The sequence below is a fragment of the Mariniblastus fucicola genome, from assembly GCF_008087665.1.
GTDB classification, from domain to species: Bacteria; Planctomycetota; Planctomycetia; order Pirellulales; family Pirellulaceae; genus Mariniblastus; species Mariniblastus fucicola.
On record NZ_CP042912.1, the window covers coordinates 2426271 to 2439458 of the forward strand.

The 13188-nt window shown below is 49.1% G+C and carries 11 protein-coding genes and 1 pseudogene; 7 read left to right on the plus strand and 5 right to left on the minus strand.

What is annotated here, in order from left to right; translation table 11 throughout:
• Nucleotides 1-243 carry a hypothetical protein gene (locus MFFC18_RS08940; protein ID WP_084416867.1) on the plus strand — a complete coding sequence of 81 codons (243 nt, stop codon included), beginning with the start codon at nt 1-3 and terminating at the stop codon, nt 241-243.
• A 544-nt stretch (nt 244-787) separates the two neighbouring features.
• Here the strand turns inward: MFFC18_RS08940 and MFFC18_RS08945 are convergent.
• Nucleotides 788-4480 carry a hypothetical protein gene (locus tag MFFC18_RS08945; RefSeq protein ID WP_148618749.1) on the minus strand — a complete coding sequence of 1231 codons (3693 nt, stop codon included), beginning with the start codon at nt 4478-4480 and terminating at the stop codon, nt 788-790.
• A gap of 567 nt (nt 4481-5047) precedes the next feature.
• Nucleotides 5048-5416 (minus strand): integrase core domain-containing protein, encoded by a 369-nt coding sequence (locus MFFC18_RS08950; protein WP_084416862.1) that lies wholly within the window; start codon nt 5414-5416, stop codon nt 5048-5050.
• Nucleotides 5417-5498: 82 nt separating this feature from the next.
• Between MFFC18_RS08950 and MFFC18_RS08955 the strand changes: the two genes are divergently transcribed.
• A protein-coding gene (locus MFFC18_RS08955; RefSeq protein ID WP_087149599.1) for an IS3 family transposase occupies nt 5499-6664 on the plus strand; the annotation gives its coding sequence in 2 pieces (ribosomal slippage) (nt 5499-5763 and nt 5763-6664; 1167 coding nt in all).
• Between the two features lie 137 nt (nt 6665-6801).
• Nucleotides 6802-7872, plus strand: a complete 1071-nt coding sequence (locus MFFC18_RS08960) for a hypothetical protein (protein ID WP_148618750.1) — start codon at nt 6802-6804, stop codon at nt 7870-7872.
• Nucleotides 7873-8246: 374 nt separating this feature from the next.
• Here MFFC18_RS08960 and MFFC18_RS08965 read toward each other — a convergent pair.
• A pseudogene (locus MFFC18_RS08965) lies at nt 8247-9370 on the minus strand (IS3 family transposase).
• Between the two features lie 934 nt (nt 9371-10304).
• On the opposite strand from MFFC18_RS08965, the gene MFFC18_RS08970 reads away from it, so the two are divergent.
• The 3 genes from MFFC18_RS08970 to MFFC18_RS08980 all read left to right on the plus strand — a co-directional run bounded on the left by MFFC18_RS08970 (nt 10305) and on the right by MFFC18_RS08980 (nt 11748).
• Nucleotides 10305-10874, plus strand: a complete 570-nt coding sequence (locus MFFC18_RS08970) for a hypothetical protein (protein WP_148618751.1) — start codon at nt 10305-10307, stop codon at nt 10872-10874.
• Nucleotides 10849-11172: a hypothetical protein gene (locus MFFC18_RS08975; protein WP_148618752.1), complete on the plus strand. Its 324-nt coding sequence runs from the start codon at nt 10849-10851 to the stop codon at nt 11170-11172. Before MFFC18_RS08970 ends, MFFC18_RS08975 begins: the two co-directional genes overlap by 26 nt.
• Nucleotides 11173-11235: 63 nt before the next feature.
• Entirely contained in the window at nt 11236-11748 is a 513-nt protein-coding gene (locus MFFC18_RS08980; protein WP_075082856.1) for a thioredoxin family protein, read from the plus strand.
• On the opposite strand, the gene MFFC18_RS08985 is transcribed toward MFFC18_RS08980, so the two are convergent.
• Both MFFC18_RS08985 and MFFC18_RS08990 read right to left on the minus strand, forming a co-directional pair.
• A complete protein-coding gene (locus MFFC18_RS08985) occupies nt 11745-12128 on the minus strand; it encodes a VOC family protein (RefSeq protein ID WP_075082855.1) in 384 nt (127 codons plus the stop codon). The genes MFFC18_RS08980 and MFFC18_RS08985 overlap by 4 nt on opposite strands.
• Nucleotides 12129-12316: 188 nt before the next feature.
• The gene (locus tag MFFC18_RS08990; protein ID WP_075082910.1) at nt 12317-12733 is read right to left on the minus strand and encodes a MerR family DNA-binding protein; all 417 of its coding nucleotides are present in this window, start codon (nt 12731-12733) and stop codon (nt 12317-12319) included.
• A 150-nt stretch (nt 12734-12883) separates the two neighbouring features.
• Here MFFC18_RS08990 and MFFC18_RS08995 point away from each other — a divergent pair, with 150 nt between their 5' ends.
• Nucleotides 12884-13168, plus strand: a complete 285-nt coding sequence (locus MFFC18_RS08995) for a hypothetical protein (RefSeq protein WP_075082854.1) — start codon at nt 12884-12886, stop codon at nt 13166-13168.
• The last annotated feature ends 20 nt before the right edge of the window (nt 13169-13188 follow it).

Here is a 13188-nt window from a genome sequence, read left to right on the forward strand (position 1 = left end):
GTGCAGTTGATCATCGACAGTTCAGGAAACGCTCGTTGTATCTACGACGAAACGATCCCGCTTCAACAACTTGGCCGAATCAAAATCCGGCGAGGTTCCCATGTCGAGCCTATTCCAGGCGGACGGTGGATCGCAGATATGGAACCTGTTGATGGGCCAGTCCTTGGTCCGTTCAGCATGCGGTCTCAAGCCTTGGCGGCAGAACGTCGTTGGCTTGAGAAGCACTGGTTGCCTCAAGGCTAACCTCTTACCTACTCCGTTGCCTTTAGGCAACTTCAACCATTTCACAACCTACGCCCGAACGAGCACTCCGCTTGTTCGGGTTTTTTAATGGAGTCACAGAATGACACAACGCGAACTCGAACGAGAAGTCGCCAGCCAAACTGGCGAAACATTTCAAACCATCAGATCCTTGGGTTTCAGCGCTCTGCGGGAAACGATTCCAATCGAAGAGCGCCAAGAGCCACTCATGGTCGATTGGGATGAAGTTGACCGAAGAAGAAACACAAGAGGCATCTATTGAATGCACGTCAAAAACTTAACGAACATGCAATCTGGACCGCAATCGGCGCAGCCACTTTGATCGGTTGGCTGACATCATCATGGATCGTGTTCGTCTTGGTCAGCGGAGGATTAATCGCTTCCGCGATCGCCAAATCAGAAATTCGACTCGGCCAAAACAAAGAGGTCGACGTCGAAGGAAGTGATTCACTTCCGCACCAACAATTGTTGGTGCTTTTTTTAGCTATTGGAGATTTTTGAGCTCTGGTCAATGCCCAAACCTGGCTCAAGTCGGGAATTCAAAACTTGGTAAGTTCAGCGAATCAGCAATCCACATGTAGCGAGCTTGACCCAATAGTTCAAATCCGGTTTTCATCCGGTCGCGCCACTCTGCAATTTCGTCAATTGTCAATCGGGCTTCTTCACTAAACCCTTCCTTTGGATAGAGCGAATCCTGCATGTCGACGATCAGTTGCATGCAATTGAATATGTCGGAGCGTTGGCTGACAACATCCTCGTCTATCTCAGGAAAATGCTGAAACACTTCCGCAGCCGAGTCAAAGGTTGCCTGAAGCAGTGGATTTGTTCGACCTTGCTCTTTCTCCAAATACTTCTTGAAAATTTCCTCGCCCAAATCGTCAAGCTCGACGTTGCATCGTTGAAAATCTGCCATGTGATCGACGTGGAAGAACAAAGCCTGATACGCAACGGTAAAGTTGTCGAATACATCCCATATTGGATGACGGGCCCAGCATTTCAGTTCAAGTCGATTCAAAGATTCCTGTGGTATTGACATTGGGCCGAGACGACATTCGTTGGCTTCAAGTTCTTCGTCTAATCCGCAAACAACGCCATTCATGTGAGGCAGGGCTTGACCTTCAAGACTCTTTCCAAGCACCAACGGGACAAGCACTATCCGTTTCCAGTTAAGTTCGATCGTTTTCGCTCTTACAATCTTGTCTCGGTCGGGCTTAAAGGCTTCGAGCAGGCACGACCACATTTTCTCAATCGCGATGAGCGACGAAATCGGATGATCAACATTGAACGATATCCAAAGTGCTGAATTATCCTCCCAACGGACTCGTTCGGAAATTACTTTAGCATAGATGCCGTGTTTCGTGAGTTGCTTCAGAGAATCGGCAACTCTGTTTCTTGTTTTTCGCAAACAATCTCGAAGCACTGGAGTTCTTGACCGAGATGATCTTTTATTCTTCTTTCTAGAGCTGCCGGTTGCTGGTTTCTCAGCGACTTCTTCGGGAAATGTAAAATGCGACCACGATCGCAGCGTTTTTTCAATCTCCGCAGTCTCCTGAATTCTGAATGAATCATTGTATGGAAACACCGTTCCAGAATCGGCCAGCAACCTCTCTTCCAAATGTACCTTTTGCAGCTCAATACATGAGTCAAATCCATGAATTACCGAAAAGCGAACCGTTTCATCACTGATCTTTAACTCTTTTGCTTTTGCAACGATGGCTTGGCGCTTCGCATTGTCTCGAGCATTTCGGTAATGGTGCAAATATGCGAGAGACTTTTCCGCCTTGTCCATGAACGCACTAACGTCACTTGTAAACTCGTTTATCGCCTTGTTGAAATTATCCAAAATCGAAATCGCTGTCGTTTTGTTTCGATTTCGTGGCTCTTCTCTCCGTGACTCTGATTCGAACCCCCACGGATCGACTGCGGTTTGTGGCAAAAACAAACTTCCTGTCAATTCCAAACTCGTTTCCCGCCACGTTTCTGAATCCTCTAGCCCAATCTTACCTGTTCGCTGAGTGGTGCGAATCGCTTTACGAAGTTCAACCATTGATCTAATGACGAGTGATCGCATCCGATGGATCTTTGAAAAATACTCACTCCATGAATTTGGCCGGAACTGGCGAACAACGACACCGCGGCTCAATGCATTGAATGAAGGAAGCCATGGCATAACTATGTTCTCGATCGGCATTCGCTTGTGCGAGTCGTCACCGAGAGTATCGAAAACGAAAGCCATACGATGCCCATATCCACTCGCACCGTAAGATTGGTATCCGGATAAACAAAATGATGCCGCATCGACTCGTTGAACCGCCATATCGTTGATGTTTGCTTCTTCAGATCCGATGCTGAGATTGCTTGCTTCGCGTTCGATGTCAATGATGAAGTGACTGGTCAGACAATCGTCTGCCTTTTCGTGTTCCAAAGCGAATACACCAGCGGCCTGACGAAATCTTGCTTCAACGTTTTGCCGATTCTTTTCTAGCCATGCTTGATAAACTTCGGAATTATACTTTTGTGCGCCGCAGGCAAGCCTTGAAAACAATTGGATTGGTAAATCCTCGCAGCTATTCGAAAGAAAATCCTTCGACTTCACCCAAGCCGCGCGAACACTGCCTTGAAGACCCAAATGGCCAAGCCAGTACAGCACTTCAGAAGCTGCCACAAAGTCCGATTCACTTGTAGGTTCTGGTAACTCAATGTCAACTCGTCTTAGCCATTTCGACCAGTGTTCGAAAACATCGTTCTTGTCGGATTGCTGGCTTTGCAGCGTGGGTATTGAGTCTGCCGCAAATTCATGTTCTTTGGATAGGTTCTTGAGGCTTTCAACAATTTGGAAACCTCCCTTCCCTTTGATCTGGGCCAAGTCCCAATCCAGCATGAACCACCAAGCGCTTCCAAATGCTTTTCTCACATTGGAAATAAGTTCTTCGTTGGCTTCCGCGTATTCGCGAAGGCCAAGCCAATGCAATGCCGTCATTACTGACTTGATACCGAGCCAGGAATTCAAGTTGATTTGACTTAGCTGTTGAAGGATTTCGACAGGTTGCTCATCGCGTCGGCTGAACGCACTCAAGAGAAAGTGTTCAAGGTCTTCCTCGTTGAGTAGGGTTATGACGTCTGCTTCCAGTTGGTGGCGTGGCGAAAAGGCCTCATCCGTCAGCTCATCAGCAATTATCTCACTTCGAATTGCATGAAAGCCCTCGACCCATTTCCCATCATTGGTTGTCCGCAATAAATACTCGTTATTAAACCGCTCCAGAGCTCTTGAAAGGTCGGGAATTTGTAGTGATTCGTCGACTCTTGAAACATCCAGCCGTGCTTCGAACGCGGTGGCGACTGACACAAGTCTCAAGAGTTGCAGTTCGTCGCCGCTCAAGTTGCCAGAGTTTGCCTGATCTCGAATAGTTGCAATTTGAGATTTGATTTTTTGGGCAAGGTCTTCTGCTTGAGTTACAAGGTAAGCAAATTCAAAAAGCGTTTTTCGTTCTCCTAGTTTCGCCCATGCTTCGTCGAAGTTCAGAAAATTGGTTTGGTTTCCTGTCCTTAGCGTTTCGTATATCGAAGACGCCACGCCCCGATCAAAGGGCAGCGAGACGTCAGAAAAACGAAAGTCATCTGAGGTGACTTGCGCACGAAACCAGTCTTCTTCTCGAATCGTAATCAGAACGCGAATTCCCGGCTCGCTGGCAAGTTCACGGACTGTTTCAACCCAGAATTGATCTCCGGGACGAACATCGACGTAAACGACGGTTGGTATTTCCAAAGCTTTTGTGTGACCGGAAATCGCGGTCGCCAATCTGCGCGCGTGTTGAAGGTCAGATGCGCGAAGAACTTCAAATCTAAAGTCGTTCGGTACATTGTCTATCAAGTAGCGATAGGCCAAAGTGGTCTTGCCTTGACCAGATGCGGCTCGAACGACAACAACATTGTTTTTTGAAAACGCTTGATGAACTTCATTTAACAGGTGTTCTCGGGGAACATCCAACTCAGCGTGGATGTGTTCAACTCGAACTCGACCACCTTGGAAATAGTCGCTCTTGAGTTTTTCGATGTCGGCCTTTGATGAAGGCAATTGAATGGGCTTGATTGAGATGTTCCATTCATGCTCAAACGCCGCCCGCTCAGAAAGAAACCTTCCGATTTGACTCAGTTTTCCTACGCTAATTGCTCGGGTGATTCTGCGTTGCCGCTCAGCCGCATTGACAATCCACCACATCAAATTCTCAAACGCACTTTTCGCATCACCAGCGGTGACGGTATCTCGAAGTTTCTCGAGGATCGCGCTGGTCAAGGCTTGTTCATCTACACGCTCAAGTTCGATATGTTTGAAAACTCGTTTCGCTTCTGAATCGGACAGGCCTTTGACTCGACCAATTTTTCCGTTGCTCTCGGTGATCGTTCGGTCTTTTTTGAGTGTTTCGATCGAGCGACAGGGTGTTTTCTGTTCATTGTCCATTGCGGCCGCAAGTTCCGGCCCAACTTCACCAAACGACACCAGTTTTACAGATACACTTGATCCTTCTTCGCAATCTGCCAGCACTCGCTTGAAGAAGGTTGGCTTGACATTTGAAACCGTCAAGTTGGACGAATAGTCCTTTACCTGAATCACTTCTAGCAACTGGCCGTTTTGATCATAAATAGCTAGATCTTCTTTTCCCTCAGGTTGGAATATCGTTCCGCCGGGAAGCGCGTCATCGAGCAGTCGAAACAAGCAATACAACGCTTGCCGCCTGTATCCACGATATGTTGCGATAGCCCAAGACTGGTGGACTCCGGTTTCGTGTTAAGCAGCTAAAGCTGCACGGTAGTTTCTTTCGAATTCGTCGGGCGTCTGGTACCCTAGAGTTTGATGAATTCTCTTCGAGTTGTAAAACGTCTCGATGTATTTGAAGACGCTCATGCGAGCCTCCTCAAGGTTTTCGTAGCGACGATGCTTCGTCCATTCATGCTTCAGCGACCAGAAGAACCGCTCCATGACGGCGTTGTCATAACAGCATCCTGTTCGGCTCATTGAGCACTGAATGTTTAGCGTTCGAAGAATTCCCTGAAAGGCGTCGCTGGTGTACTGACAGCCTCGATCGCTGTGATGAAGCAGCACACCGGGCTCCGGCCGTCTTGATTCAATTGCTTTCCTCAAGGCTTCAGTCACGATCGGCGTTGACCTCCTCCCCTAAACTTGATCCATGCTGAGTGCGAGAATTCATTCTGGGCTTTGCCCAGAAAGGAATTTTTGGATGTCACGAAAACGTCACAGCACCGATCAGATTATTTCGAAGCTTCGTCGTGCCGATGTGGAGCTTGGTAAAGGGAAGAAGGTACCCGAAGTCTGCAAGCTTTTGGATATCACGGAGCAAACTTACTATCGGTGGCGTCAGAAGTATGGCGGGATGCAGCCTGACATGGTGAAGGAACTCAGAACGTTGCAGAAAGAGAATGCTCGTTTGAAGAAGATGGTTGCGGAGCAGGCATTGGATATGGAGATACTGAAGGAAGCGTCGAAGGGAAACTGGTAAGCCCTGAACGTCGGCGTCGTGTGGTCACGGAAGTCCGCCGTCGATTGGGGCCAGATCGCGTATCAGAACGTCGAGCTTGTCGTGTTCTTGGTCAATCTCGTAGCACTCACCGCTATCAACCGCGTTGTCGTGACGATGAAGCGGCCTTGCTCCAGGAAATGCGAGCGTTGGCGTTGCGGCGTCCTCGTTATGGCGCGGCCCGTATTCACCGGTTGCTACTTGAACGTCACTGGCGAGTGAATCACAAACGCGTGCATCGCCTTTGGAAGCGAGAGAACATGCAAGTCCCTCAAAAACAGCATCGAAAACGTCGTTTTCCCGGCGGTAGTGAAAACAGCTGTTACCGTCATCGAGCTCAACACAAAGATCATGTCTGGTCCTACGACTTCGTCACCGACCGCACCGAAGATGGCCGTCAACTTCGAATGCTGGTGGTGATCGATGAGTACACTCGTGAGTGTCTTGCGATCGAAGTTGCTCGTTCGTTCACGGCTCAAAACGTCGTTGGCGTTTTGCAATATCTGTTTGCCATTCGAGGCACCCCACAACACATTCGCAGCGACAACGGCCCCGAGTTCGTTGCGAGAACGGTTTGTCGCTGGCTCAACCAAGCGGAAGTCAAAACGCTGTTCATTGCCAAAGGGAGTCCTTGGGAGAACGGTTACGTGGAGTCGTTCAACGGCAAGCTGCGCGACGAGCTATTGAATCGAGAAATCTTCCTGAGCCTGTCAGAAGCTCGCTGGGTGATCGATCGCTGGCGACTGGACTACAACCATCATCGCCCCCACAGCTCATTGAACTATCAAACCCCTGCTGCTTACGCGGCCGGCAGTGTTCTTCCGGCTTCGGCTGCGCCTCAGCCTCCAGAACACTGCCGTTTTTACTAACCCCATTCTCTCACTCGGCCTGGTACTAAACCCGGGGGGTGGTCACGTTCGCAATTTTGGCAATTGGCCAAAGCGGAAGAGCAGACCTTTTGCCATTGGTTCAGTCAAAACTGACCGAAAGCGAATTGGATAGCGATATGGCGTTGTGTTCTCTTTTGGCATTGGATGATCTAGCCACCGAATGCCAACCGTTTTTTGAACGACTTACTGAACAATACCGTACTGGCAACCATAAGTATCCGGTACTCAAAGTCATGGATGGCTGTAGCGACGCCACACCAGAACATTACGTCCAGCTTCTACCTGATGAATCATTCGACAGGCTCGACCTCGACGTCCTTCGCTATGTCGGCAGTCAAGTCGAGACGAAGGAATCCGTTCGTGAGCTAGTTCGCAAGCACATCTTCTTCACTGATAGTTTTGGTACTTTCGCATCGGGTTATGTCGATGAAATGATCGACCCAAGCGTCAAGGATGAATTGAATTTGTTGTGGGAGCATTCCGCAGCTCCAACCGGCAGCTTTTTCAACGGCGACAAAGCAACCGCGATCGAAAAGCTGGCAGCCGCAGATCACTCAAGCGCGTATGAGATTGCCCTGAGGACGCTCCGACATGATTCTCAGCTTGGTGAAAAAATGCCCGCAGTTTTGTTGAAGATAAACGCGACCAAAGCAACCGTCGATCTTTGCGGGTACTTGTCGGAAACGAGCAACAAAAAGATTCTGCGCGCAATCGGAATTGCCTTCAGGCGACACGGCGATGATCGAATTGTCCACAAATCTATCGCAGAGATTCTGCCTGACGCAAGCTGGAAATTGCGTCGTGCAGTTGCATTTGTGTCGGGATACCTCTCGCAATCAGCAACGAAAGATTGGCTTGAACAGCTGGCTTTCGGAGATCGAACGCTTTCGGTTACACAAGTCGCCCAGTGCTCAATACGAAAACATCAAAAAGAAGTCGCCGCTAGCAAAATCGCCGATTCAGTTAGTGCATCTGCCTCGCATGAAGCTTGGGCAGCGATCGAGTCTATTGTTCATCTGGTTGACCCTTCGATCCTTGCAATGAAGGCTGACCCAATTGGTTTTCATGCAATTTTCGAAGAATTACCCTGGTGCTTTACAAAGTTTGCGAACAAACAGTGTGAAGACCGAGCGAAGAAAATCGCGAGCGCTCTAGACTCCATAACCAACCGTTGGGACGATGGCTAGATGCAGCATCAATGGAAACCCAATCAACAAATCATACGCGCTTTCTGAAGAGGACGGATGTGAAACCTTGATTGAATTTTCTAGGTTTTCTTGGGGTTGAAGTAGATCTTAGTCCGTTCTTGCCAATGTTTACCGCAGCACGTTGCGCCATTCAGCGACATTTTCTCGTTCCCAGAGTGCGTTCTCAAATAGGCATGAAAAGGAGACCGTCGGGAAAAACAAGTTGGAAGCAAGTGCTAGACCCGTGCCATTGATGTACTTCGAATTGGTTCTCTGGCCTGCTCCCAAAAAGTTGTTCCATGTGATAAGAGGTTCTACTGAGCCTTGACCTTGCCCCGAATTGAGTCCACTTGGAGCGTGAGTTTTTCTTTCCCTCAGGCAGTGTTCGGAGACTGAGGCGTAGCCGAAGTCGGAGAACACTGCCGGACCGCAAACTCGTTGGGAGTCAGCTGACCCAAGCTACTATGCGGTCGATTCTGGTTGTAGTCTTTCCTCCACTGATCAAGTTTCTCCTGAGCATCCTCTAAGGAAAGGAACCAGTTCTCATTCAAGCATTCTTGCCGAACACGCCCATTGAACGACTCTATCACGGCATTATCGGTTGGTTTGCCGGGACGGCTGAAATCAAGCTTAACCTTGTTCCAGTATGCCCACCAATCCAAACTCTGGGAAATGAACTCAGGTCCATTGTCCACCTGAATCACTTCAGGGAATCCGTGGACCTTGCAAACTTTTTCCAGAATCTGAACGACATGGTCGCCCGTCATTCTTTGGCCTGACTCGATCGCGAGGCTAACTCGACTAAAGTTATCGACCAACGTCAGAAGCCGAAAACGACGCCCACAATACAGCTGATCCGACATGAAGTCCATGCTCCAGCGCTCCCGAGTACGAGTTGGAGAAGCTCTTTCTTCACGAATCTGGCAGCTCCGGTTACGGCGAGGCCGCTTGCGACGCATGGCCAGGCCTTCCTCCTTGTAAACCCGGTAGACCAGTTTGTGGTTGACCTTTCAACCCTCTCGTTGCAAGAGAACATGAAGGCGGCGATAGCCGTAGTGAACACGGCTCGTGGCCAAATCACGAAGTTTGATACGAAGATCTGCCCGATCATCTTTAACACTTTTGTATCGGTGGCTGGACTTGGGGAATCCAGTCGCCAACAGTGCGCGACGTTCGCTAACTTCATAGGAAACTTGAAGCTTCTTAACGATCGTCCGCCGACGATCGGGCTTTAGACCTTTCCCTGGACAACGTCCTGAAGCATCTTCTTGTCGAGTCTAAGGTCCGCGACGAGTTGTTTCAGCTTTCGATTCTCTTCCTCAAGTTGCTTCAAGCGCCGGACTTCAGCAACGCCCATCCCGGCGAACTTCTTCTTCCACCGATAGTAAGTCTGATCTGTAATTCCCATCTTGCGAACGATATCCACAATGGGCGTTCCCGATTCTCCCTGACGAAGGGCAAATGCAATTTGCTCCTCCGTGTACCTTTTTCGCTTCATTTTGATCCTCCTGGATTGTGAAAAATACCAAATTTTTTCACGCTCTGCATGGATCAGGATTCGGGGGCAAGATCAAAGCAATCTCGTAAACTAACTTCACGAAATTCAGACTTTCATTGTAACACTCTGATATAACCGCATACGTGTAGTAGCGGAGTTACTTTTTGAAACACTTAGCGAGAGCAAGCTCATGATGTTGGCCAAACAGATGTTGTTCGCACCACTGGTCGTCTTTTTGGCAATCTTGGCGGAGGGGAATTTGGATGCCCAGGGGAACAATCAGGTTGTTCCAACGCTTCCGCCAACGACAACCCAGCAAAGCAGCACACTGGTGCCGCCTACCAACATCCAATCGGCCCCAGTGCAAGGAACTCAGCAGTTAGTCGTGCCGCAACAAAGTTTTCCCCAACAGCAGCAAAGATTGGTCCAACCTCAGCAGGGATTTCCTCAAAAATAAGGATTCCCGCAGCAGCAATTTACGCAACCTCAACAGGTCGTTCCGCAACAGCAATTTCAACAGCAGCAATTTGGGCAGCAAGGAAACTTTCAGCAACAACTAGGCAATTTCCAGCAGGGGGGAGTTCAGCAGCAGTTTCAGCAACCGCCAAACGCATTGAGCAAAGCCCAGCTACGCGATATCGAGACGATGACCTCGCAGTTGACTCAATACACGAAAATGTTGCATGACCAACACCATGCCTTTCTTGAAGGACAACGGCATGGTCAGAAACTGGACGATGACGTCACGGCGCTTGAGCGGCAGGCGGAAGCATTGCAAGCGACTGTTACGCAATCAGACGGTAGCCAACAATCCATGCAGCAAATGCGTGGAAGCGCGAGTGACTTCTTGCAGCTTTCTTTTCGAATTTCGCGTACGATTGATTTGACTCAACCTTGGCTTCGCGGCGGGCAGGCTCAAAACGGAATCACTCAAATGCGACAAGTGGCTCAAGGAACAACCACTATTGCTTTGCGTGTCGATCAGTACCTGCCCGTCGATACACAGTTGATTGACCGCCAGACGGAAATCCTCGAGGCGGCGGTAAAAGAACTGCACGACGAGTTTCATGAGCATCTGGAAGGTTACGAAGTTTCAAGACATCTTGATGTAGACGTTGAAGGTGTAGAGACGCTTGTCGAGCACATGCACGGATTGGCCCACAATAAAAACTGGGGACAAATCAACTTCACTCATCGCTGGCAAGATATCGGTCAGGTGAAACAGAAAACGGCTCACATTGAATCGCTTTTTGTTCGGCAAGCTCAAATTGGCGTGCGGACTCAGGATTGGATCGGGATCGAACATTCTAGAGATGCGATTACTGATGTGCTCTCTTCCGCATATTTGTTGGAGCACATGATCCGAAAGACTCAGCCAGTGCAACAACAGCAGCCAATCCGGCAACCCATTCGAGACACTCGACCACTAAGGGATCGCCACGGTCACCCAGTTGATCCAAACAGGGCCTTGGACCGCCATGGCCATTCGCGCGATCACCGATAGAGATAAGCGGTTGCGAACAATGCTCTGTAGTAAACTGATCCTTGCCAATGTGGTAGCTGGCCTTGCACCGAGGTTCAACGTTTGGAAAGTTGGCATTGTTGCATTTGAATCAGACCAAGGATCTTCCATGCGGTTCGTAATTTATGCCGTCGCACTTATTGTCAGCTTCTTCTTGATTGGATGCGATCAAAGCAAGGAAGCAAATCAGCAGACCGAAGGTCGAACATCAACAAACAAGCTGGAGCAGATTCGCTTGCACTTTGCCGGGTTTACCAAAAGCAAGAGCGGCGCAACGTGAATGGCCTGACCCGATGCGGTCAATGAGGCTCTGGATGGGCTTCCCGGAATTGAAGAAGTTGAGATGGAACTGGATCGCGATGAGTTCATCATCGCATACGATTCCGATAGAGTTTCCAAGGCAGAGATTCTTGCTGCCTGTGACAAGTCCGGATTTCCGGCAACTGTTGTGCAGAATGTGCAAGTTGGTAATGCCAACGACGCTCTTGTTTCGTCAAGTGAGTTTACGCCACCTCCGCTTTATGCCGAGGCACTCGCCAAAGCAAAGAGCGAGAACAAACCGCTCGTTCTGGACTTCATGGCCGTTTGGTGTTCTCCCTGCAAACGGCTTGTCAGCGAAACTTTCGTCGACGAAGAGGTTGCTGCTCTTCTGGAGAAATGTGTATTCCTCAAGATCGACACGGATGAGTATCCTGACCTTGCCAAACAGTTCAAAGTCGCCAGCCTTCCAGATATTCGGTTTCTTTCACCTCAAGGAAAGCAGGTCAAAAAACTAAACGGTTTTCAAACACCCGAGTCGTTTGAGAATGAGTTACGTCATTTACTCAGTGTTAAAGAGAAGGGTTCAGCAAATTAGCTCTGTGCTTCGCCGATACAATAGCACAAGCCATCGGGTGCGATGACGAAGAACAGCCGATACGTCGTGTCACCATGTTTCTGCATTTGAAGTTCCGCTTTGAAACTTGAGTCGTACGATCGAAGTTCAGCCACAGCCGCCTCGACATCGTCGACCTCAAAGAAACAGCCTTCTTGTGCAGGATCACCGCCGTTTTCGGCCAGTCCAATTTGAATCGTATCCCGCTCAAGCACCGCCTTGCGACATCCCTCTTCCGATCGCGACGCAACGCGAAAGCCCATCTTCGACTCGTAAAACGGAATCGCCGTGTCGATATCTCGAACCGGAAGGCTCATGGCGTCATCGGCGTAGGGCGAAGCTCGAAAGAATTCTGCAGTCATTGGGTTTTGCGATCTACTACGACGTTAATTTAGGAACCAAGCCTTGTCAGACTGCACGCGGCAAAGCAGGAATCTGTCACTGAGCTTATTCAAATGGTGACGCCAAGGTTCTATCAGCGTATTGATTTGATTTTCAGGAATTGCCATATCGAACGGACGAGAACAAGGTCGGGAAGTCTACCGCTGCTTTATAGTTCCTTTCCAAGATCGTTGTCAATCAACGCATCAATGATTGGGCATCCTTTGACTGATCCCTCTCCGGAACAGTTTTCTACCAACTCGGACAAAGCTTGTTCCGCTTTTTGAAGCTCGGCAATCCTGCTGCGAAGCGTTTCAGCTTTTTGGGACGCGATGTTTTTGACGGCAGCACGATCGTTTTTCGGGCAATCAGCCAAGGCCAACAGATCTTTGATTTCGTCAAGCTTGAAGCCAAGTTCTTTTGCACGTTTGATGAACCGAATCCTCTCCACGACGCTGCGTGGGTAGATGCGGTACGTACCAGTTGCGACTGGCTGTTCGATCAATCCTTTTCTCTCATAAAATCGGATCGTTTCGACGCCAACCTCGGCGGCCTTCGCGACCTTTCCAATTGTGAATCCAGTCATTTGAATTCCTTTGTTTTTCTTTTGTTGACGCTTCACTAAAACTCAAATTCGAGATTGTCGAGTCGCATTCGCCATACGGTTCCTGCTGACTCGACACTCGTACTCGGAAATGCACTTCCCCGTAAAAGTGCACATTCGAGCAATAATTTCATGAGTTCCGATCAGCTACTTTCACTCTTGCCTTCACTGGCATCAGGCTCACTTTTTGTTGTTTCATCAGCCTCCTGTTCTTCCGATTTGGTTTCAACAGGCGGTGTTGTTGATGCGTCCGAACCGGACGCTGATTTTGACTGTCATCAGCCGCCAGCTGGTGCCGCTGCAGGCACCGCAGGTTCTGGAGATGAGCATCCGCCAAGGCATAAGCACATGGCGAAAACGAATAAGGCGTTGGTTAGTTTTGACATTTTTAACTCTCAAAATTTGTTGGTTCTGTAGTTTTACTCTTCTAAATCCAC

What these genes read in the sequence shown, in the direction of transcription:
- MFFC18_RS08945 (WP_148618749.1), bottom strand. Translation starts at nt 4,480, where the DNA reads ATGTGGTGGATTGTCAATGCGGCTGAGCGGCAACGCAGAATCACCCGA.
- MFFC18_RS08960 (WP_148618750.1), top strand. Translation starts at nt 6,802, where the DNA reads ATGGCGTTGTGTTCTCTTTTGGCATTGGATGATCTAGCCACCGAATGC.
- MFFC18_RS08970 (WP_148618751.1), top strand. Translation starts at nt 10,305, where the DNA reads ATGCGACAAGTGGCTCAAGGAACAACCACTATTGCTTTGCGTGTCGAT.
- MFFC18_RS08975 (WP_148618752.1), top strand. Translation starts at nt 10,849, where the DNA reads ATGGCCATTCGCGCGATCACCGATAGAGATAAGCGGTTGCGAACAATG.
- MFFC18_RS08980 (WP_075082856.1), top strand. Translation starts at nt 11,236, where the DNA reads ATGGAACTGGATCGCGATGAGTTCATCATCGCATACGATTCCGATAGA.
- MFFC18_RS08985 (WP_075082855.1), bottom strand. Translation starts at nt 12,128, where the DNA reads ATGACTGCAGAATTCTTTCGAGCTTCGCCCTACGCCGATGACGCCATG.
- MFFC18_RS08990 (WP_075082910.1), bottom strand. Translation starts at nt 12,733, where the DNA reads ATGACTGGATTCACAATTGGAAAGGTCGCGAAGGCCGCCGAGGTTGGC.
- MFFC18_RS08995 (WP_075082854.1), top strand. Translation starts at nt 12,884, where the DNA reads ATGAGTTCCGATCAGCTACTTTCACTCTTGCCTTCACTGGCATCAGGC.